Below are 22,177 nucleotides of genomic sequence, written 5' to 3'. Positions count from 1 at the left end.
GATACCCAGCTCCGGGTGGCGGTTACGCTCCCGAAATGATGAGCGATGCACGACTTGCCGCGCGGCTGGCCGGTGAGGCCGGCGACCTGCTGCTCCGGGTCCGGGACGAGGCGACCGGCGCGGACGCCCGGGAGTTGGGACGGCGTGGCGATGCCGAGTCGAACGCGTTGCTCGTGCGTCTTCTCGCGGAGCACCGGCCGGACGACGTCGTGCTTTCGGAGGAGTCCGCCGACGATCCGGCCAGACTGAGCGCGGCCAGGGTCTGGATCGTGGACCCGCTCGACGGGACCCGTGAGTACGGACTCCGGCGCTCGGACTGGACGGTGCACGTCGCGCTGTGGCAGGTGGGTCTGGGAATCACGGACGCCGCGGTGGCCGAACCCGACCGCGGCCTTGTCACCGCCACGGGCGAGAAATCGCGGGGAAGTACTCGGCCGTTCAGGAAAAGAACGCGCATTCTGGTGAGTGACACTCGACCTCCCGAATTCGCGAAAAAGGTCGCGGACGCTTTCGACGCCGAGTTGGTTCCGATGGGATCGGCGGGAGCGAAGACCATGGCCGTGGTACGGGGTGAGGCGGACGCCTACCTGCACGCGGGTGGTCAGTACGAGTGGGACTCGGCCGCGCCCGTCGGGGTCGCCCGTGCCGCGGGCCTGCACGCGTCGCGAGTGGACGGTTCCGAGCTGGTGTACAACAGAGCGTCGCCGTACCTGCCGGATCTGCTGGTCTGCCGTCCCGAGTTGGCGCGTCCGATACTGACCGCCATCGCCACCACAGTGGACTGACGCGGACATGGAAACGGGTGGGAGGCCCGTGGCCTCCCACCCGTGGCTGGAGTGCGCTGACTCAGTTGTCGGTCGCCTCAGCGTTGCTGCAGTACGCGACGTTGTTCTCGTTCGCGCCACCGAGCAGGCCGATCTGGCCGAGGAGGTCAACGCTGACCACCGGGCAGATGTTGATCTGGTTTTCGCTCAGCACGTCGTCGACGTTGATGAGACCCGCCTGGTTGGTGTTGTCGTGAACGTCGTTCTCACCCGGCGTGGTCGCGAAGGCGGGCGAGCCCAGCATCAGCATCCCGGCCGCAGCGGTGGCCACAATAGCAGTCTTCTTGAACACCTTAACCCATTCCTATCGACTCGAGTGACGTTAGTGCCGCGGTAGAAATCCACCGCAACCGCCAACGAATCTACAAGCGTGACTGCGGGGGCACACGGCAAAATGCAGCCGATTCGGCTCACCCGTTCTGTAGTGACGTGGATCACTGCGGACTCTGGATTGGAGTAAAGTTCTGCTCTGACCAGGGGAAACGGGTGATCGTACATGTCACGATCCGTGGTGGATTACCCGCTCGTTCAGCTCTCGTCACTCGTTCCGGTGGGGAGGTGTGGTGCAAAACGTGTTGGGCGACGCGGCGGCAAATGACCCGATAGTATGAAAACCCGGTAGGTGAATTGTTGAAAAGCGACTCGTATTCCGCTTCTCGCGTCGGCGACATCGCTCGTGTACCGCTTTCCGGGCGGCGAACGCAGGCCCCCACCGAGTGTCGAAGCCGGGGGCCTCGGTCGCGGACGGCCTGGCGGTCAGGACGCCAGCACGCCCAGTACCTCGTCGCCGTAGCGGTTCAGCTTGGTCTCTCCCACACCGCTCACCGTGCCGAGCTCGGCACGGGTCGAGGGGCGCAGCGCCGCGATCTGCCGCAGCGTCGCGTCATGGAAGATCACGTACGCCGGAACACCCTGTTCCTTCGCCGTGGCCGCACGCCAGGCCCGCAGTCGGTCGAACACGGCGGCCGCCTCCCCGTCCAGTGGTACCTGCTCGGCGCGTGCCGACGACGATGCCGACGCCGTCGCGCGAGAGGAGCGCACCGCGACCCTGGCCGGGTCCTTCCGCATCCGCACCGTCCGCCCCCGGTACAGCACCTCGTCGGAGGCGGCTGTGGTGACGAGCGTGCCGTAGTCGCCTTCGACGGCGAGCAGGCCCTGTGCGAGCAGTTGCCGCACCACCGCGCGCCATTCACCGTCGCCGAGGTCGGAGCCCACTCCGAAGACGGACAGTGCGTCGTGCCTGTGCTGGGTCACCTTCGGGGTGCGTTTGCCGCGCAGGATGTCGATGACCTGGCCCGCCCCGAACTTCTGCCCGCGTTCCCGGCGCAGGCGGACCACGGTGGAGAGCAGCTTCTGCGCCGCCACGGTGCCGTCCCAGGACTCCGGCGGCGAAAGGCAGGTGTCGCAGTTGCCGCAGCGACTCTCCGCCCCGTCCTGCCCGAAGTACGCCAGAAGGCGGGCCCTGCGGCAGTCCACCGTCTCGCACAGCGCGAGCATGGCGTCGAGGTGCGTGGACAGGCGTCGCCGGTGCGCGGCGTCCCCCTCCGAGGTGTCGATCAAACGGCGTTGCGCCACGACGTCCGCCAGCCCGTAGGCCAGCCATGCCGTCGACGGCAGCCCGTCGCGTCCCGCCCGGCCCGTCTCCTGGTAGTAGCCCTCCACCGACTTGGGCAGGTCGAGGTGCGCCACGAACCGGACGTCGGGTTTGTCGATGCCCATGCCGAACGCGATGGTGGCCACCACCACGAGTCCGTCCTCCCGGAGGAACCGCGCCTGGTGACGGGCACGGGTGCCCGCGTCGAGCCCCGCGTGGTAGGGCAGGGCCTCGATGCCGTTGCGGGTGAGGAACTCGGCGGTCTCCTCCACCGAGCGGCGGGAGAGGCAGTAGACGATGCCCGCGTCACCGGAGTGCTCGGTGCGCAGGAAGTCCAGCAACTGCTTGCGCGGGTCCTTCTTCGGCACGATCCGGTACTGGATGTTGGGCCGGTCGAAGCTGGACACGAACGCGCGCGCGTCCTCCAGCTTCAGCCGCGTGGCGATCTCGTCGCGGGTCGCGGGGGTGGCCGTGGCGGTCAGGGCCACGCGCGGCACGTCCGGCCTGCGCTCGTGCAGTGTCGACAGCTCCAGGTAGTCCGGGCGGAAGTCGTGGCCCCACTGCGAGACACAGTGCGCCTCGTCGATCGCGAACACCGACACCGGACCACGCTCGATGAGCCGCATCGTGGCCTCGGAACGCAGCCGCTCCGGCGCGAGATACAGCAGGTCGAGCTCGCCCGCGAGGAACTCCGCCTCCACCGTCCGGCGCTCGTCCGGGTCCTGCGTCGAGTTGAGGTACCCCGCGCGCACACCCGCGGCACGCAACCCGTCCACCTGGTCCTGCATGAGCGCGATCAGCGGTGAGATCACCACCCCGACGCCGTCACGCACCAGCGCGGGGATCTGGTAGCAGAGCGACTTGCCGCCTCCGGTGGGCATCAGCACGAGCGCGTCGCCGCCGTCGGTGACGTGGTCGACGATCTGCTGCTGGTTGTCGCGGAACGAGTCGTAGCCGAAGACGCGCCTGAGGACGTCGAGTGTCTGCGGATTCCCCACCCCCGCGATCCTAGGCCGCCACTAGACTGTCGCGGCCCTCCGGCGACGAAAGGAACCTTTCGATGGCTCGGCCCCTGACCACGGCGTCGTCCGGACGGATGCGCTTCCCCGACATCAGTCCCCGCGCGTACGAGCATCCCGTCGACCGCGGTGCGCTGGCGACGTTGCGGATGGTGCCGGGCTTCGCCGAGGTGCTGAAGGTTGTCACCGGGTTCTTCCACGAGCGCGGTGAGCACCTGATGGCGCTGAGCTCCGCCGTGCGGGTCGGCCCCACGCAGTACCCGGAACTGCACGAGATCCGCACCGACTGCGCGGACACTCTGGGACTTGATCCGCTCCCCGACCTCTACGTCACCCGGGAGGCCGAGCCGAACGCGATGACGATCGGCATGGAGACACCGTTCGTCGTGCTCACCACCGGCCTCGTCGAGCTGCTGGATGTCGACTCGCTGAGGTTCGTGGTCGGCCACGAGTTCGGCCACGTGCTGTCCGGGCACGCCGTGTACCGCACCATGTTGCTGCGCCTGCTCGACCTGCGGTCCACCCTGTCGTGGACGCCGATGAGCGCGTTCGGGCTGAGGGCGGTCATCGGCGCGCTCAACGAGTGGTTCCGGAAGTCGGAACTGTCCTGCGACCGAGCGGGCCTGCTGTGCGGGCAGGACCCGGCCGCGGCGCTGCGCACGCACGTGCTGATGGCCGGTGGCATCGACCCGGCGCGCGTGGACCTCGAAGCCTTCCTGCGGCAGGCCGACGAGTACGACTCCGTGGAGAGCGTCCGCGACAGCATCGCCAAGCTGCGGAACGTGGAGCTGCTGTCACACCCGCTCGCGGTGGTGCGGGCGGCGCAGTTGCAGAAGTGGGCCGCGTCCGGGGAGTACCGGGCGATCCTGGCCGGCGACTACCCGAGGCGGGACGCCGAGGCACCCCACCGCGGTTGGGCCGAGGACGTGAAGTCGGCGGCGCGTTCCTACCGGGAGTCGTTCGCGTCCTCGGCCGATCCGTTGACGAAGGTCTTCTCCGACGTCGGTGAGGCGGTGTCCGGGGCGGCGGGCTCGTTGTGGAGCAAGCTGGCGCCGCGCGGTTCCACCGACGGTGACGACAGGAGGTGAGCGGGCGGCTTCAGGACTTGCCCTGGTCCTGGCTCAGCCAGCGTTCCGGTCGGACGCGCACCAGGATGCTCGTGGAGCCCAGGCTGTTGCGCACGAACGCCTCGGCCTCGGCGGCGGGCAGGTACCGGCCCGCGATGGCCAGTGCCTCCTCACGCGTCGGCGGCTCGTCGTTCGACACGACGGGCCCCTCCACACTGACGTAGGCGTACGGCTGCTGCTCGGACTGCGCCACGAGACTCACCCGCCCCGCCTTGCGGATGGCGCGTTCCTTCACCGAGTCCCGATCCATCCACAGCAGGACGTCACCACCGGGTTCGTAGCCGTACCAGATCGGCACGGCCAGCGGGGCCCTGCCCTCCCGGGCCACGGCGAGCACACCCACGTGGTGGCCTGCGAGGAACGCTTCCCGCTCGGCGGGGGTCATGACCGTCGACATCGATGCTCTCCTTCACGAGTCGGTCGTGATCGACACAACCTCCGGCGACCGTGCGGCATTCCCGCCCCGTGGACGAGATCGCGCCGATGCGTGACCACGTTTACCCCCGGGGTATCCCGCTGGGCGGGGACTGGAGGGAGTACGTGGCCGCCATGGCAGCACAGCCGACCGAGACACTGAGGGATCTGCTCGAGGACAACGACCTCCCCGGCCTTCAGGGCTGGCTCGCGGAGCACCAGCCGTACGAGGTCGCCGACGAGATCGCGCGCGCCGACGCGGTCCACGCCGTGCTGCTGTTCCGCCTGCTCGACAAGGAGCGTGCGCTCACCGTCTTCGAGGAGCTCGATCCCACCGACCAGCAGAAGGTGCTGTCAGGGTTGCGCGAGCCCGCGTTCCGCGACGTGGTCGAGCGGATGGCGCCCGACGACCGGGCGCGGTTGCTCGGTGAGGCACCCGCCAAGTTCGCCCGGCACGTGCTCGCGGGACTCAGCCCCCGCGAACGCGAGTACACCGCCGCGCTGCTGGGTTACCCGGAGCACTCCGTCGGCCGCTACATGACTCCGGAGACGGTGGCCGTGCGCCACCACATGAGTGCGGACGAGGCCCTGGCCGTGGTGCGGCGCAAAGGGGCCGACGCCGAGACGGTGTACACGCTGCCGGTGATCGACGACCGGCGTTGCTTCCTCGGCACGGTGTCGCTGCGCGACCTCGTGCTGAGTGCCCCCGAGAGTCCGGTCGCCGAGATCGCGGACGCCGACGCGCCGCAGGTTCGTGCCACGGCCGACGTCGAGGAGGCCGCGCGGCTGATGCAGGACACCAACGTGCTCGCCCTTCCGGTGACCGACAGCGAGAACCGGGTGCTGGGCCTGCTCACGATCGACGACGCGTTCGAGGTCATCGAGGCCGCCGACACCGAGGACATCGCCCGGCAGTCGGGGTCGACGCCGTGGGCGGGGCACTACATGTCGGCGAGCGTGGTGGAGCTGGCCCGGGCGCGGGCGGTGTGGCTGCTGTTGCTGATCCTCGCGGCGACGCTGACGGTGAACGTGCTGCAGGTCTTCGAGGACACGCTGGCGAGCGTGACCGCGTTGGCGTTGTTCATCCCGCTGCTGGTGGGCACGGGCGGCAACGCGGGCGCGCAGGCGGCGACGGCGGCGGTGCGGGCGCTGGCCGTGGGGGAGGTGCGCACGCGCGACGTGCTGCGCGTCGCGTGGCGCGAGTGTCGGGTGGGACTCGTGCTCGGTGCCATGCTGGCCGCGGTGGCGCTCGTCATCGGCACGCTGCTCGTGGACGTCACGGTGGCGGCGAGCGTGGCCGTGTCGCTCGTCGCGGTGTGCGCGTGGGCGGCCACCATCGGTTCGACGATGCCGCTTCTGGCCAAGCGCGTCGGCATCGATCCCGCCGTGATCTCCGCACCCCTGGTGACCACGCTCGTCGACGCCACGGGGCTCATCATCTACTTCCTCGTGGCACGGCTCGTGTTCGGGCTGTGAGCGGCTCGCACGTGAAAGAAGGCCGTCGCCACCGGGTCGCGGTGGCGACGGCCTTCGAGCCTCAGGCCTGGACGGCGGTCACAGCGTGATGCCGTGTGCCTCCAACCAGGGCAGCGGGTCGATCTTCACGCCGTTCTCGTGGATCTCGAGGTGCAGGTGCGGGCCGGTGGACTGGCCGCGGTTGCCGATCGTGGCGATCTGCTGGCCTGCCTCGACGCGCTGACCCACGGTGACCAGCGACTCGTTGATGTGGCCGTAGACGCTGATGAGACCGTTGTCGTGCTGCACGCGCACCCACAGCCCGAAGCCGCTCGCGGGACCGGACGAGATCACGGTGCCCGACATGAGGGAGTAGATCGGGGTGCCGATGCTGTTGGCGATGTCCACGCCGTAGTGCGTGGTGCCCCAGCGGGCACCGTAGCCGGAGGTGAACGTTCCCTCCGCGGGCTTCACGACGCCGGGGGCGGGGGCGGGGGCGGCAGCACCACCGGCGGGAGCCGCGGCGGCCTGCTTCTCGGCCTCCTCGGCCTTCTTGCGCTCGTTCAGCTTGTCCAGTTCGGACTGTTTCTCGTCCTGCTTGGCCACGGCCTGCTCGTGCGCCTTCTCGGCGTTCGCCTTGGCGCGCTCGGCCTTGGTCTCCTCGCGTTCGGCCTTCTCGACGGCCTTCTCGGCGGCCTCGACGGCGTCGCGCTTGGCTTCGACGTCCTGGCTCATCGAGTCGGTGACGTCGGAGCCGAGGAAGCCCAGCAGCGAGCTGACGACACCGTCGAAGCTGAACCCGGACGACTGCTCGTCGACGCGGTTCTCGGCCTGCCGGAGCTGGACCTCGGCCTTGCCGAGGGTGTCGCGGGCCTTGGTGAGCTTGCCGCGAGCGTCCGCGGTGGCCTTCTTCGCCTTGTCGTGTTCCGCCGTCGTGTTGTCGAGCTTCCGCTTCGCGTCGGCGGCCTGCTTCTTGGCGATCTCCAGCGCCTTCTCCGCCGATGTGATCTGCTCGTCGAGTGACTTCTCGCCCTGCTCGGCGGCGGTCTGCTGGATGTTGACGTCCTGCTGTGACGTCGCGGCTGGGTCCGCGAAGCTGACGCCGGGGGTGGAAATCAGGGTCAGGGAGGCGAGCAGCGCGATCGGCGCGGCCCGTCGGACATGACGCGCACGCATGATGAAGTGCGACTCCATTGGGTGTCGGGGGAAGCACGCCGGTGGGGGGCCGACGTACTCGAATCGGGGCACTGGCGACTATGCGAGGTCGGCAAGATCGCCCTCTACCAAACTTGACGCTCGCCACAACGATTCGGTTACTTTTGCCGTAACTTTCGGCGCGTCGTACTTGACTGCATACGAAGTGCTGCTCTATGCGCTGTCCGCACCCCTGGTCGAAAGGGGTTCCATGACGCTTCCCGAGGTGACACACTCGGCTTGATCCATCACGTTCGGTGGCACAGTGTTGATCAACATCAACGTCGCCACTGGAAGGAGCCCGACGTAGTGCAGGACGCAACACAGCCGATCCCGCCCTCGGCGAAGCTTGACCCCACCAAACCGACGGTCGCCCGTATCTACGACGCGAGCCTCGGGGGGAAGGACAACTACGAGGTCGACCGGCAGGTCTTCGAGCAGATCAAGCAGGTGGCGCCCCACCAGGGCGACGTGAGCTGGATGAACCGCCGCTTCCTCGTGCGCGCGGTGCGCTACCTCACCGAACTGGCGGGCATGGACCAGTTCCTCGACCTCGGCAGCGGTCTTCCCACGGTGCAGAACACCCACGAGGTCGCCCAGTTCAGCAACCCGGAGGCCAGGGTCGTCTACGTGGACAACGACCCGATCTGCAACGCGCACGGCCGGGCTCTGCTGGAGGAGAACGAGAACACCAGGTTCGTCGAGGCCGACCTCACCAAACCGAAGGACGTGCTCTCACACCCCGAGATCACGCGCCACCTCGAACTCGACCGGCCGCTGGTGCTCATGCAGATCGGCACGCTCCACCACGTGTCCGACGAAGAGGACCCGGTGGGCATCATGCGCGACTACGTCGACGCGCTGCCGTCGGGCTCCTACCTGGCGATCACCCACTTCTGGGACCCGGACAGCGAGAACCCGGAGTGGTCGAAGCAGGCGCACGACCTGGAACGCAAGATCCGCGAGGCGGGCGTGGGCACGGGGTTCTGGCGCAAGCGGGAGCAGATCGAGGAGCTGTTCGCCGGGCTGGAGCTGCTGTCCCCGGGACTCGTGCGGCTGGACGACTGGTGGCCCGCCGGGCCCCGCACGCGCGAGCCGTGGCCGGAGGAGAACCTCATGCTCGGGGGAGTGGCCGTCAAGCGGTGAGCGTGCGCACCGTCCTGGACGGCGACGTGGAGGTGCACTACGGCCAGTTCTACGTCGAGTCGGAGTGCGACCAACCGGAGATGGCCGCGTGTTTCGTCGGCCAGCGCAACGGCCTGTGCGGGGCCGCCTCACCCGGTTTCCTGTTCTGCATCACCGGCCTGCACACCGGTTGCGTTCGGCTCACCGTCGAGGTGCGCGAGGAGCCGCCGGAGCCTGACGAGAGGTGGGAGGACGTCGTCGAGGTGTCGTTCCGGCCCTCAGGTGCCGCCGGAGTGGTGGGCTGGGCCGGCGGGTGGGGGCACGACCTGCACCTGACGGAACGCGACTACCGGGTCCGGTACAGCGCTTACGCCATGGACGCCGGGCGGGAGCGGGACACGCGCGGTGCGGACGAGGACGAGGTGGATTCCTACCTTCTCCAGTTCTGGCCCGCACCGCCCGCCGAGGATGTCGTTGTGCGCCAGACCAGCGACATCGCCGCCTACTGGCACGGGGTGTCCTGGAAACCGCCACCGCCACCCACGCCGGAGGAACGGGCGGAGCGGGCGCACCAGGCTCTGGTGGAAGAGACCCTGAAACGTAACGCCCGGGGAGCTTGACAGGATTCAGTGGCGGTAGGAGTGGGCGACGGCGTGCCCCTTGCCGCGGCCGATGAGCCACTTGTTCACCGGCGCGGTGACCACGAACGCGACCGCGAACGCCACGGCGAGTGAGCCCCAGAACACCGGTGAGTCCAGGGGTGCCTCCATCGCGTTCGGGATCGCGAGCATCACGCCGTTGTCCACGATCTCCATGACGGTGATCGACACGGTGTCCGCGGCAAGCGCCACCCGCAACGCCTGCCGGAACCGGAGGCCTGCGCGCAGGACACCGCGCATGCCGAGCGCGTAACCGAAGAAGAACGCGAGCACCACGGCCAGGGCGATGGTGGGGACGTCGCCCCACCCGAGCGCCGTCCCGATCACCATGCCCAGCACCTCGCCGATGGCGCAGCCGGTGAGGCAGTGCAGCGTCGCCGACACGGCCATACCCCAGCCGGCCGAAGAGGCGCCGTGGTGTGCGTGGGCCTGCGTGCGCGTGTGCTGGTGGCTGTCCGACACCGCCTCCTCCTTTCCCCGAGCCCGGTGACTACCCGCTGCTAACATCGGTCAACCCGGACGGGGCACGGCGAGGAGACGATCCTGTGGCGACGATCTACGACGTGGCGCGGCGTGCCGAGGTGTCGGTCGCCACGGTGTCGCGGGTGCTCAACGGCGGTTCGGTCGATCCGGTGCTCGCCGAGCGTGTGACGAAGGCGGTCGCCGCGTTGCGCTACCGTCCCAACCTCGTCGCCCGCAGCCTTCGCACCCAGCGCACCCGCCTGTGGGCGGTGATCATCTCCGACGTGCGCAACCCGTTCTTCACCGACATGGTGCGCGGCATCGAGGACGTCGCCTCCGCAGAGGGCTACTCGGTGGTGCTGTGCAACTCCGACGAGGACGAGGCGAAGGAGGCCGACTACGTCGACGTGGCGTTGGCCGAACGCATGGCCGGGGTCATCCTGTCGCCGTCGTCGTACCGCGCCGCCCACGTCAACTCGCTGGCGAGCGCCGGTTGCCCGGTGGTGCTCGTCGACCGCGAACTGGACGGTGTGCGCGCCGACGCGGTGCTGGCCGACAACGAGCAGGGCGCCCACATCGCGACGAAGCACCTCGTGGAGCAGGGGTTCGAGCGCATCGCGTGCGTCACCGGGCCCAGGGAGTACAGCACGGCCGCGCAACGGCTGAGCGGCTACCACGCCGCGCTCACCGAAGCGGGCCGCGACGCGGACGAGTCGCTGGTGCGCTTCGCCGACTTCCGCGAGCCGGGTGGTCACGCCGCTATGCAGTCTCTTCTGGACGGTCCAAAGCGGCCGGACGCGGTGTTCGTCGCCAACAACCTCATGACGATCGGTGTGCTGCGCTGCCTGACCGAACGTCGGCTGTCCGTGCCCGGCGACGTCGGCGTGGTGGGCTTCGACGAACTGCCGTGGGCGGAACTCGTGCGGCCCACCATCACCACCGTCGGCCAGCCGACGTACGAGGAGGGCCGCGTGGCGGCCGAAGCGCTGGTGCGACGTATCAAGAACCCGAATGCCGAGCCGACGCGCACGGTACTGCCGACACACCTGCACGTGCGGGAGAGTTCGGTGCGCGGGCGCTGACGCCGTGGGGCGTGGTGTCGTTCCGACCTCGGGCCGGACACGACGGCCCGGTTCCGATATCGAAGCTTGACGAAGTCGTCGCGTACTCGTTCTTGTTGAAACTTAGATCACACCGGTTTCGGGCTCATTGCCCCGTTCGGCCGATTCGCAGGCGCATGCCTGGTGCCAGGCTGCGTGCGGCCAGTCGCGCAGCGTGAGGGGTCTGCGCGTGATGATCTGCGGGGGGTTGGCAAGTGCATACACGGTCGTCGTGCCCTGCTCAACTGCGAGCGCGGTCGGTCGCCGTCTTGGTGATGCTCACTGTCGTCGCCACACTGACGGTGGTCATCGCACCCGCGGCGCGTGCGGAAGAGACTTCGGCGGCGATGTCCGCATCGGCGCGGGCGAAGGCGGAGGGCGAGCCCGTCCGAGTCGAGGAGGAGACCACCGAGACGGTCGAGGTTCTGGCCAACCCGGACGGAACCTTCACCTGGAGGCAGAGTCTCACTCCCCAACGCGTGAAACAGGACGGGCAGTGGCGATCCATCGACACGACCTGGGAGCGCCGGAGTGACGGCACCATCCGTACGGTCGCGACGCCGGTCGACGTAACCCTGTCGCCGGGTGGCGCGGCGGAGCCGTTGGTGGTCGCGTCGAAGGACGGCTACGAGGTGGGCCTGGAGTGGCAGGGTGAGTTACCTGAGCCCGTACTCGATGGCTCCACGGCGACGTATCCGGACGTGCTGCCGGACGTCGATCTCATCGTCACGGCGAATCCCGAAGGATTCAGCCAGCTTCTGAAGATCAAGACACGGGAGGCCGCCGATCATCCGGAGCTGAGCGAGATCGGTTACGGATCCCACACTCACAACGTGTCGTTGAGCGGCGACGCCGACGGCCTGGAGGCGAGGGATGCCGAAGGGGAGCTCAAATTCGTGGGAGACGCCTCCCGGATGTGGGACTCCTCCGGATCCGACTCCGCGGGGGAGGTCGTGGCTGTCCCGGCCGACGCCGGGATGGCCACCATGACCGCGGACGTGTCCGGTGACACGATCACCGTGCGTCCCGACCGATCGTTCCTCGAAGACCCGCAGACGCAGTACCCGGTGTTCATCGACCCCAGCTACAACTGGGCGGGAAAGACCAACCACCACGTGGTTGTCCAGAGTGGTCACGAGACTGCGAAGAACTTCGACAAACGAACCGGTGAGCTCAGCGATCTCAAGGCGGGAAACGCGGGAGACGACTCCGGCATCTCTCGTTCGTACGTCGAGCTCGACCTTCGAGGCGTGCAGGGCAAGCGAATCAACAGTGCAACGCTGCGCACCAGGGTGAAGCATTCCTACGGCTGTTCTGGTGGCGGAGGCACGGAACTTTGGCTGACCGACTCGATCTCACCAAACACGACCTGGAATAACCAACCGAACTGGACTTCGGAGCTCGACCAGTTCAACGTGTATAACAACGTTCAGTTCTGCCCGAGCCAGGGCGGCGTCGACATCGGCCTGACGAACACTGTCAAGGGAGCTGTCGCGAACGGCAAGACGAAGCTGACCTTCATGTTCAAGGCGGCGGATACGTCGAGAGACAGTTGGCGGCGCTTCGATCTCGACCCGGTGTTGGAGGTCAAGTACAACTCCTACCCGAACAAGCCCACCGAGATGTCCATGCAGGGTGGGCTCGTCGCGTGCGCCACGGGCGCGGAACGCCCCGCTGTCCCGACCACGACTCCACGGTTGCGCGCCCGCGTGTCCGACCCTGACAGGGGCACCCTCGACGCGGGCTTCCGAGTTCTCAAGGGAACCGGGTCGGCAGCCACGTGGGACGGCAACGAGACCGTGATCAGGGACGTTCCGTCCGGCTCGTTCGCCGAGGTGACGGTGAAGGAAGGCGTGATCGACGGAGACGGCCTGTACACGTGGCGACTCTGGTCGAAGGACGACCAGTTGACGTCCTGGTCGTCGGACTGCGAGTTCGAGGTGGACACGGTCGCCCCGGAAACACCGTCGGTGACATCGGAGGACTACCCGTACGACTCGCCGGCCGGTGGACTCGGCCAGACCGGGGACTTCCTCCTCACCTCCGACAGTGGCTCCGACGTCGACCACTTCCTGTACTCGTTCACCGAGGATCAGACCGACGACCCGCAGACCCGCGTCACGGCACAGGACGGGCAGGCGTGGATCCGCTGGACACCGACGTTGGACGGGCCGCAGACCCTGTTCGTGCGGTCGGTCGACCGAGCCGGCAACCGTTCGGAGATCTACCGGTACAAGGTCTTCGTCAGGGCACACGATCCGCTGGCATCGGGCTTGACAGGGCACTGGAAGCTCGATGGCGACCTGACCGACGAGAGTGCCCAGGGACGCACCCTGACGGCGGAGGGAGCCCCCGTTCTCGACGAACCGGGGTACGAGGGTTCCGCGGCCGCGTTGGACGGCGCGGACGACTGGCTGTCGGAGCCGACCGGTGTCGACACCGCCGAGAGTTTCTCGGTGGCGGCATGGGTGAAGCCGAGCACGTCGGAAGGAAACCGGGCGATCGTCTCCCAGGACGGCGAACACGTCAGCGGGTTCCAGCTCCAGACCACGTCGAACGGCGAATGGGCTTTCGTGATGTTCAGCGAGGACGCCGTCGGGGGTGGCAGCGTCCACAGCCGTATCCGCTCGACGCAGCAGGTGGAGCTCGGAGTCTGGACGCACGTCACGGGCGTGTACGACGCGGCCGCGCAGGAGGTCAGGCTCTACGTCGACGGTGTCCTGGCCGGTGTGAAGCCCCACAGCGGCGCGTGGTCGGCGAGCGGCCCGCTCACCGTCGGCCGGGCGTTGTGGAGCGACAACCACGTCGACCACTTCTCCGGTTCGATCGACGAGGTCCGGTTGTACGACCGCGTGCTGGTCGACTCCGAAGCGGCTCTGCTGGCCCAGCAAGCGGTGCTGCGAGCGCACTACGCCATGGAGGAGGGCAGCGGGACCACGACCCGCGACGAGGTGACCGGGCGCGAAGCCGTCTTCCACGGCGACGCGTCCTGGGAGGTCGGGGAGTTCACGTCGGTCCGGCTGAACCACCACTACACGGAATGGCAGCACCTTTCCGCACCACGACCGGACATCCGCACCGACAAGTCCTACACCGTGGCCGCGTGGGTGAAGGCGGACGACCTGGACTACCAGAAGACCGCCGTGAGCATGGACGATCCCGAGTACACGCCTTTCTCGCTCGGCTATCGGATCGACACCGGCCGATGGGGAATGGTGGTCACCTGCCCGACGAGCAAGGGCTGTGAACGCGGCGGAGGCGTGGCGCACAGCGCGGACCTCGCGACGGCGGGCGAATGGGTGCACCTGACCGGCGTGTACGACGCGCAGGCACGGGAAGCACGGCTCTACGTCAACGGAAGGTTCTCCGGAAAAGCCACCGACGTGCATTCGTGGAACAACGCCGGAGAGTTCCTCATCGGGCGCACGGTCTGGACAGGCCTTCAGGCCGATCCCTGGTACGGGGCCATTGACGAGGTGCGCGTGTTCGCCGGGGTTCCTACCGACGAACAAATCGGTCAACTGGCGATTCGTTAACGGTATCCGTTCAGCTTCTCTTTCGGTCAACAGAGGAAGGACAACCCGTGCGTGTGAGCCGGTTCGCCAGACGCAGTCTGGTCCTGGTGCTCAGTGTGTCGCTGTTGGGCTCGTTGAGCCCCGCCGTGGCGGCTCCTCCGGGAATCGACACCGACCAGAAGCTCCCTCCGTTGCAGCAGGAACGTTCCGTGCCGGGCGAGCCGGTGACGATAAATCCCTTGCCGGGCAGTGAGACGGCGAAGAAGGCCATCGACACGATGCCCCAGCCGGTGTGGCCGGGCAGCGACCACGCCGTGGTGGACTTCGCCACCGCGAAAGCGGCCACGCAGAGCCGGGGTGAGCGAACACCGGCATACCACCGGGCTGGCAAGCTCCCCGTCTCGGTCGGATTGCCGGACACCGCCGCTGCGGGCACCGCGACGACGAAGTCCGGACCGGGCAAGGTGAAGGTCGAGACCTTCGACCAGGAGACCGCGGCGAAACTGGGCCTGCGGGGCATGCTGCTCCAGGTGTCCGACGCCGGTGGAACGGCCGGGGACACGGTCTCCGTCCAGGTCGACTACTCGGAGTTCGCGGCGGCCTACGGCGCGAACTACGGATCGCGGTTGCGGTTGGTGCGGCTGCCGGAGTGCGCTCTGGAAAGTCCGCAGAAGTCGGAGTGCCGAGCGGGAGAGCCGGTCAAAAGCACGAATGATGAACGCGACGGCACGGTGACGGCCGACGTCGACCTTCCCGACACCAAGGAAGCCGGTGTCCTTCTGGCCGTGGCGGCGGAAGCGCAGTCGTCGGGAGGGACGTTCACCGCGACCAAACTCGCCCCGTCCTCGTCCTGGTCGGCCGGAGGATCCAGCGGGGCGTTCAGCTTCTCCTATCCCTTGGTGATGCCGCCGTCTCCGGGCGAGGACGCGCCGAACGTGTCGCTGCAGTATTCGTCTGCGTCGCTGGACGGTCGCACCAGCGCCACGAACAACCAGGCCTCGGTCGTCGGAGACGGGTGGAGTCTCGCCGCGGGCGGTTACATCGAGCGCCAGTACAAGGCGTGCTCCCAGGACCTGAACGGCAACCAGGGCACGCGCGAGACCGGTGACCTGTGCTGGGCCAGCGACAACGCGACCATGATGTTGGGCGGCGTTTCGACCGAACTCGTCCGCGACGAGGACACCGGCCGGTGGCGGCCCAAGTCGGACGACGGCTCGCGCATCGAGCGACTGTTCGGGGCCGACAACGGTGACAACAACGGTGAGCACTGGAAGGTCACCACCAAGGACGGCACCCAGCACTTCCTCGGCGTGGACCGGATGCCGGGCTGGCAGGAGGGCGATCCGGAGACCTCGTCGGCGTGGACCGTTCCGGTGTTCGGTAATCACGCGGGCGAGCCGTGCCACGCGGAGAGCTACGCTGACTCCTGGTGCAGGCAGGCCTGGCGCTGGAACCTCGACTACAGCATCGACCCGCAGGGCAACGTCACGACCTTCTACTACGGGGCCGAGTCCAACTACTACGGGCGCGACATGGACGCCGACTCCGGTACTCGGTATGTGCGCGGTGGGTATCTCGATCGCATCGAGTACGGCCTGCGCGACGACGACTTCTTCGGTGGTGCCGCGGCGCGGGTGCGGTTCACGATGGCCGAGCGGTGCCTGCCGAGTGACGGCGTGAGTTGTGAACCGGACGCGCTCACCGAGGACACCGCGGAGTCGTGGCCGGACGTCCCGTTCGACCGCATCTGTGCCGCGGACGAGTCGTGTGAGTACCGCACGTCTCCCTCGTTCTTCACCCGCAAGCGGCTGACCAAGATCACCACGCAGGTGAACGACGGCTCCGAGTGGCGCAGCGTCGACTCCTGGACCCTGCGGCACTCGTTCCCGGAGTCCGGTGACGGCCTCGCACCTGCGCTGTGGCTGAAAGGGATCAAACGCACCGGCCACGTCGGCGGCACGGAATCGGTGCCGGAAATGGTGTTCGGTGGGCACTCGATGGAGAACCGTGTCGACGCGGCCGAGGGCATCGCCCCGCTGACCCGGTACCGGCTGACCGACATCCGCAACGAGAGCGGCGGGCACACCGAGATCAAGTACTCCGGGCCCGAGTGCGTGCGCGGCACGAACATGCCGGACAAGCCGGAGACCAACACCATGCGCTGTTACCCGGTGTGGTGGTCTCCCGAGCACGCGCCGGAACCGATGCTCGACTGGTTCCACAAGTACGTGGTCACGGCGGTGATCGAGGACGACCGCACCGGCGGATCGGCCCTGCGGAAGACGGCGTACGAGTACCTGGGCGGGGGTGCGTGGCGGTTCGACGACCGCGAATTCCTCAAGCCCGAACACCGCACCTGGTCCTCGTGGCGCGGCTACGGACGGGTCCGCACCATCGTCGGGGAACCGGGCACGACGCAGTCGGTCACCGAGACCCTGTACCTGCGCGGCATGGACGGCGACACATTGCCGGGTGACGGGAAACGTGACGTGTGGGTTGAGGACTCCGAGGGCGGACGCATCGAGGACCACGACCGGCTGGCGGGATTCGCGCGGGAGACGTTGCAGTACGACGGCGACAAGGTGGTGTCGGCGTCGGTGACCGACCCGTGGCTGCACGGGCCCACCGCCACCGACGGCGACGACGAGGCGTTCGCGCTCGCGGCGGCCGGAGTCCGAGGGCGTGAGCTTCTGGAGGACGGCACGTGGCGGCGCACCGAGGTGTCCCGCACCTACGACGACCACGGCCTGGTCACCGAGGTCGACGACGCCGGTGACGTGGCCGTCGAGGGCGACGAGAAGTGCACTCGCACCAGCTACGCCCGCAACACCGACGCGTGGATGCTGAACTACATCTCGCAGGCGCGCGAGGTCGCGTTGCCGTGTTCGGCAGGCGAGGGTGAGGGCAACGACGTCATCAGTGACGTCCGCAACCTCTACGACGGGCAGGAGTTCGGCGCCGCGCCGACACGCGGCGAGATCACGGCCGTCCAGCGGTGGGACGGTGAGCGATACCAGGTGTCCGCCGAAACCACCTACGACGCCTACGGCCGGATCACCTCCCGTACCGACGCGTCGGGAGCGACGACGAGCATCGACTACGTTCCCGACACGGGCCCCACGACGAAGGTCGTCACGACGAACCCACTCGGCCACACCTCCACGACCGAACTGGAACCGGCGTGGGGGGAGCCTCTGGTCGAGACGGGTCCGAACGGGGAACGCAGCGAGGCGGCCTACGACCCGCTGGGCAGGCTGGTGCAGGCGTGGCTGCCTGGCCGGTCCCGAGCCGACGGTGAATCACCGAACGTCAAGTACGAGTACCACTACCGCACCGACGCCGCGACGGTGGTCGCCACGCATTCGATCCGGCAGGACGGCCAGTACAACACCTCGTACACCCTCTACGACGGCTTCCTGCGGGAACGGCAGACCCAGCTCCCGGCCTCCGGGGGCAACGGGGACATCCCCTCCGATCCACGCGATGACGATGGCTCCACCGGCACGTCCGGGCTCGGACGGATCATCACTGACACGTGGTACGACTCGCGTGGCCTGGCGTGGAAGGTCAACGACACCTACTTCAACGCTGAGGCACCCAGCGACGTCCTGTTCGGGGTGGGCGATGAGGCGGTGCCTCACCAGACCGTCACCGAGTTCGACGCCCTGGAACGGCCGACCGCGGTGATCTTCCGCAAGCTCGGTGAGGAGCAGTGGCGTAGCACCACCACCTACGGCGGCGACCGGGTACACGTCGATCCGCCGGACGGGGACACGCCGACCACGGTGATCCGTAACGCCCAGGGCGAGATGGTCGAGCGTCGGCAGTACCACGGCGACGAGCCCAGCGGTGAGTTCGACGCCACGACCTACGACTACACCCCGCGTGGTGAGCTGAAGTCGGTGACCGACCCGGCGGGCAACACCTGGAGCTACTCCTACGACGTGCTGAGCCGCAAGATCTCCTCGCACGACCCGGACAGCGGTACGACGACGTACGTCTACGACGAACTCGACCAGTTGGTCTCCACGACCGACGAACGTGGGAAGACCCTCGCCTACACCTACGACGAGCTGGGCCGTAGGACCGCGATGTTCGAGGGCGGCCCGGACGGCACCAAGGTGGCGGAGTGGACCTACGACACGCTGAAGAAGGGGCTGCCCACGGCCTCGACCCGGTTCGTCGACGGTCACGCCTACACCAAGAAGGTCGCCTGGTACGACGAGCAGAACCGGGTCACCAGCGAACAGGTGATCATCCCGGAGGCCGAGGACGAACTCGCCGGTACTTACACCTTCCGCACCAGCTACGTCAAGAACACAGACCTGGTGGACTCGAGGACGATGCCCGCAGCGGGCGGCTTGGTGACCGAGAAGGTCTACCACGACTACAACGAACTGGGTCTGCCGACCAAGACATACGGCATCGACACCTACGCCCAGGAACACCTGTACTCGCCGTACGGGGAGACGCTGCGGCTGACGATCGGCGAAGGTAGTCGGCGGGCGTGGGTGACGAACTACTTCACCGAGGGCGCACGGCGGCTCGACCAGACCATCCTGGACCGGAACACCGAGACCGGTTACCGGGTCGCGGATCGGCGTTATTCGTACGATCCGGCGGGCAACATCACCAGCATCGCCAATGCCCCGAAGGACGGGCCGCGGGATGTGCAGTGTTTCTCCTACGACTACCTGCGGCGGTTGACGTCGGCGCACACGCCTGCTTCGGGTGACTGTGCGGCGGAGCCGAGCGTGGCCGGTCTGGGTGGGGCGGCGCCGTATTGGGTGGAGTTCGCCTACGACGAGTCCGGTAACCGGTTGTCGGAGGTGCGGCACGAGGTTGAGGGGGACACGACTCGGACCTACGAGTATCCGTCGGCGGGGCAGGCGCAGCCGCACACGTTGACGGCGGTCACGCAGGCCGGTCCTGGTGGGACGTCGCGGGACGAGTTCGCCTATGACGCGGTGGGCAACACGGTGTCGCGCACGGTGTCCGGGGACACCCAGTTGTTGGAGTGGAACGCCGAGAGCCGTGTGGAGCGGGTGGAGCATGCGGACGGGTCGCAGAGTTCGTATGTGTACGACGCGGACGGCAATCGTCTGCTGACGCGTGATCCGAAGCGGACGGTGTTGTTCCTGCCGGGGATGGAACTGACGCTGGACACCGGGTCGGGCGAGGTCACGGGGAAGCGGTTCTACGAGCACGCGGGCACGACGGTGGCGGTGCGGTCGTCGGCCGGTGGTCTGACGATGTTGTTCGGTGATCACCAGGGCACGACGACGGAGTCGATCGAGGCCGAGTCGGGGTTGTCGGTGTCGCGGCGGTACTTCACGCCGTTCGGTGCGCCGCGGGGTGAGCAGCCGGGGTCGTGGCCGACCGATCACGGGTTCGTCGGCGGGACGGCGGATGTCACCGGTTTGACGCATTTGGGGGCGCGGGAGTACGACCCGACGCTGGGGCGGTTCATCTCCGTGGATCCGATCATGGATTTGACGGATCCGCAGCAGATGCACGGGTATGCGTATTCGAACAACTCGCCGGTGACATTCAGCGATCCGTCGGGGTTGTTGATGGGGGCGGCGTGCGGCCCGGACGGGGTTCTGTGTGGCAGGCCTGCCTGGATGGATCGTCAGGACTACATCGAGACGCGGTCGTATTGGATGCGGTGGCGTGGGGATTCGCCGGCGGTGGTGGCGAGTTTCCAGCGGCTGGCGCGGGAGAAGTATGCGCCGCATATCGCGCGTGAGCAGGTGTTGGCGGAGAAGGGGATCAGCGCCGCCGAGTACGAGGAGATGCGGGCGCTGGCGAATTCGAAGCAGAGTTTCTTCGATTACGTGTTGGCGCAGTTGCCGGAGTTGGCTGCTGATCTGACGGGTTTGTCGGATATTCAGGATTGTTTTTCGGGGAGTTTGGGCTCGTGTGTGTCGGCGATCATCGGGGCGATCCCGATTTCGAAGTTGCGGTATGCGGGCAAGATTGTCGGGGCGGTGCGGGATGCGTTCCGGTGGCAGGATCGGGTTGAGGCCGCTCGCCGGAGTTTTCCCAAGCTGACCGCGGCGATCGAGAAGGGGATCAACAAGCTCCGGAGGAGTCCGGGGTGTAACAGTTTCGCGCTGGGCACGCGGGTGTTGTTGGCTGACGGTTCGACCAAGCCGATCGAGGAGGTCGAGCTGGGGGATCGGGTGGTGGCCACTGACCCCGAGACCGGTGAGTCGGGGCCGCAGAAGGTGGTGGCCACGATCGTCGGCCACGGTGAGAAGGAGCTGGTGGAGGTCACCGTCGATGTCGACGGTGAGGCTGGGGATGCGGTGGAGACGATCACCGCGACCGCGGAGCACCCGTTCTGGGTCGACGACCCCGGCCGCCTCCTCCAGCCCGCGCTCGACGGACCGTGGGGTGAGGGCCCTGGGTGGTATGACGCCGAAGACCTCGACCCCGGCGACCAACTCCGCACCCCCACCGGCGACAAAGTCCGGGTTGTCGACCTCCGTGGCTACACCGCCACAACCACGGTCCACAACCTCACCATCAACGGCACCCACACCTACCATGTGGTGACCGAAGAAACGCCGATACTGGTACACAATGCTGGTGAGTGTCCAGTCACTGGATTGCCGCATGGTGAACTTGGTGAGAGCGCCACTCTTCAAAGACTTCAGAACGAGGGGTACTCAAATATCACAAGGGAAGTTTATTTCAAGACCAGTAAAGGTAACAAATTTCGGGCCGACTTCGTGGCGCAGGACCGCTCAGGGAACTGGACTGCGGTTGAGGTGAAGACTGGTAAAGGGTCCCTGACCGACAACCAAGCGCTGGGATACTCTGAACTTGGGCACGGCGGTGCGGTGCTGAATACGAGCAGAGTGCCGGGCCTGCGGAAAGGATCGACGGTCACCATGGGAGTAGAGGTTGATTTATGGCGTTGCCCCGCATGTGATCCATAGGGAGATTTTTAGGAAGTGCGCTGTTAGAGATGCGAGGTACTTGATGGGATCAAAGTCTGCCGTGGTGGTCTTCGCTGAGGCGGAACCTAGAAGGGCTTTCCGTGATGCTGGGTTAACTGATCATGACAAGTCGAAGCGTCTTGCGGAGATCACGCTCGGAGCTACTGCACAAGAGACAGGACTCCTCACGCTCGATCTCGCTGTTTGGCCGGATAGTGGAATTGTGTGCGCGGCGAGTCTTCCTGAGTGTGAAGTTGTCTGCTCTCGTGAACTCGCGCGGTACCGGCCCAGCGAGTTGACTGAATGGATCTTACGGCTGGCGAACGGTAGGGGTGCCTACGCCGTTTTCATGCACAGTGCCGAAGATTGGGCTGCTTTTGCGGTCTGGTCAGATGGTGCTCTAGTTAGGTCTCTGAGCATGAACCCGAGTTCGGGGGTCATGGAAGACATGGGGGAGCATCTTCCATTCGAATTTCCCTTCTGGGAAGGTGAGCGTTCAGTTCGGAATGAACCTAACTATGCCTTACCTTTTCATCCGATCGACTTCGGAAACGAAGCGCTGAGGGAGTTCTTCGGGTTTGTTCTTGAAGGTCGAGAGGATGAATTGTGCTTCGATCTCGAGGAATTTGAGGTTCCCGCATTCCGTGCTGTATCACAGGCCTGACTTTGGGCTGCGGTCCTGGCGAAGTGGCTGCGTTTGAAGGAAGTATCGTGGCCGGTCGATCACTGTCCGATAACCGCA

General features: G+C 67.1%; 14 protein-coding genes. 9 read left to right on the top strand and 5 right to left on the bottom strand.

All coding sequences use genetic code 11. The annotated features are described in order from the left end of the window. Positions 1 to 38: 38 nt before the first annotated feature. On the top strand, positions 39 to 785 hold the full coding sequence (locus SACCYDRAFT_RS21585; RefSeq protein WP_043536777.1) for a 3'(2'),5'-bisphosphate nucleotidase CysQ: 747 nt from the start codon (positions 39 to 41) through the stop codon (positions 783 to 785). Positions 786 to 846: 61 nt separating this feature from the next. On the opposite strand, the gene SACCYDRAFT_RS21580 is transcribed toward SACCYDRAFT_RS21585, so the two are convergent. Together SACCYDRAFT_RS21580 and recQ are read right to left on the bottom strand one after the other, a co-directional pair. Next, positions 847 to 1,116: a hypothetical protein gene (locus tag SACCYDRAFT_RS21580; protein ID WP_005459436.1), complete on the bottom strand. Its 270-nt coding sequence runs from the start codon at positions 1,114 to 1,116 to the stop codon at positions 847 to 849. A 464-nt stretch (positions 1,117 to 1,580) separates the two neighbouring features. After that, positions 1,581 to 3,416 carry a DNA helicase RecQ gene (recQ, locus tag SACCYDRAFT_RS21575; RefSeq protein ID WP_005459435.1) on the bottom strand — a complete coding sequence of 612 codons (1,836 nt, stop codon included), beginning with the start codon at positions 3,414 to 3,416 and terminating at the stop codon, positions 1,581 to 1,583. A 62-nt stretch (positions 3,417 to 3,478) separates the two neighbouring features. On the opposite strand from recQ, the gene SACCYDRAFT_RS21570 reads away from it, so the two are divergent. After that, on the top strand, positions 3,479 to 4,525 hold the full coding sequence (locus tag SACCYDRAFT_RS21570) for a M48 family metallopeptidase (protein WP_005459434.1): 1,047 nt from the start codon (positions 3,479 to 3,481) through the stop codon (positions 4,523 to 4,525). A 10-nt stretch (positions 4,526 to 4,535) separates the two neighbouring features. Here SACCYDRAFT_RS21570 and SACCYDRAFT_RS21565 read toward each other — a convergent pair whose 3' ends face one another. Next, positions 4,536 to 4,961: a pyridoxamine 5'-phosphate oxidase family protein gene (locus SACCYDRAFT_RS21565; RefSeq protein WP_005459433.1), complete on the bottom strand. Its 426-nt coding sequence runs from the start codon at positions 4,959 to 4,961 to the stop codon at positions 4,536 to 4,538. 152 nt (positions 4,962 to 5,113) lie between these two features. Here SACCYDRAFT_RS21565 and mgtE point away from each other — a divergent pair, with 152 nt between their 5' ends. Further along, positions 5,114 to 6,454 (top strand): magnesium transporter, encoded by a 1,341-nt coding sequence (gene mgtE, locus SACCYDRAFT_RS21560; RefSeq protein WP_198285046.1) that lies wholly within the window; start codon positions 5,114 to 5,116, stop codon positions 6,452 to 6,454. 78 nt (positions 6,455 to 6,532) lie between these two features. Here mgtE and SACCYDRAFT_RS21555 read toward each other — a convergent pair whose 3' ends face one another. Beyond that, on the bottom strand, positions 6,533 to 7,609 hold the full coding sequence (locus SACCYDRAFT_RS21555; RefSeq protein ID WP_043537464.1) for a M23 family metallopeptidase: 1,077 nt from the start codon (positions 7,607 to 7,609) through the stop codon (positions 6,533 to 6,535). A 327-nt stretch (positions 7,610 to 7,936) separates the two neighbouring features. Between SACCYDRAFT_RS21555 and SACCYDRAFT_RS21550 the strand changes: the two genes are divergently transcribed. Both SACCYDRAFT_RS21550 and SACCYDRAFT_RS21545 read left to right on the top strand, forming a co-directional pair. Next, complete coding sequence (locus tag SACCYDRAFT_RS21550; RefSeq protein WP_005459429.1) at positions 7,937 to 8,773, top strand: SAM-dependent methyltransferase; 837 nt, start codon at positions 7,937 to 7,939, stop codon at positions 8,771 to 8,773. Beyond that, entirely contained in the window at positions 8,770 to 9,372 is a 603-nt protein-coding gene (locus SACCYDRAFT_RS21545; protein WP_005459428.1) for a hypothetical protein, read from the top strand. Before SACCYDRAFT_RS21550 ends, SACCYDRAFT_RS21545 begins: the two co-directional genes overlap by 4 nt. A 6-nt stretch (positions 9,373 to 9,378) precedes the next feature. On the opposite strand, the gene SACCYDRAFT_RS21540 is transcribed toward SACCYDRAFT_RS21545, so the two are convergent. Beyond that, positions 9,379 to 9,873: a DUF4396 domain-containing protein gene (locus tag SACCYDRAFT_RS21540; RefSeq protein ID WP_005459427.1), complete on the bottom strand. Its 495-nt coding sequence runs from the start codon at positions 9,871 to 9,873 to the stop codon at positions 9,379 to 9,381. A gap of 83 nt (positions 9,874 to 9,956) precedes the next feature. Between SACCYDRAFT_RS21540 and SACCYDRAFT_RS21535 the strand changes: the two genes are divergently transcribed. The 4 genes from SACCYDRAFT_RS21535 (at position 9,957) to SACCYDRAFT_RS26125 (ending at position 22,099) form a co-directional block, all read left to right on the top strand. After that, entirely contained in the window at positions 9,957 to 10,955 is a 999-nt protein-coding gene (locus SACCYDRAFT_RS21535) for a LacI family DNA-binding transcriptional regulator (protein WP_005459426.1), read from the top strand. 293 nt (positions 10,956 to 11,248) lie between these two features. After that, positions 11,249 to 14,509: a LamG-like jellyroll fold domain-containing protein gene (locus tag SACCYDRAFT_RS21530; RefSeq protein ID WP_005459425.1), complete on the top strand. Its 3,261-nt coding sequence runs from the start codon at positions 11,249 to 11,251 to the stop codon at positions 14,507 to 14,509. 47 nt (positions 14,510 to 14,556) lie between these two features. Next, complete coding sequence (locus SACCYDRAFT_RS21525; RefSeq protein WP_005459423.1) at positions 14,557 to 21,435, top strand: RHS repeat-associated core domain-containing protein; 6,879 nt, start codon at positions 14,557 to 14,559, stop codon at positions 21,433 to 21,435. Positions 21,436 to 21,499: 64 nt separating this feature from the next. After that, positions 21,500 to 22,099, top strand: coding sequence for a DUF6928 family protein (locus SACCYDRAFT_RS26125; protein ID WP_198284953.1), 600 nt, complete (start codon positions 21,500 to 21,502; stop codon positions 22,097 to 22,099). Positions 22,100 to 22,177 lie beyond the last annotated feature (78 nt).

The organism is Saccharomonospora cyanea NA-134 (genome assembly GCF_000244975.1).
GTDB classification, from domain to species: Bacteria; Actinomycetota; Actinomycetes; order Mycobacteriales; family Pseudonocardiaceae; genus Saccharomonospora; species Saccharomonospora cyanea.
This window is presented reverse-complemented; position numbering and strand designations above follow the sequence as displayed.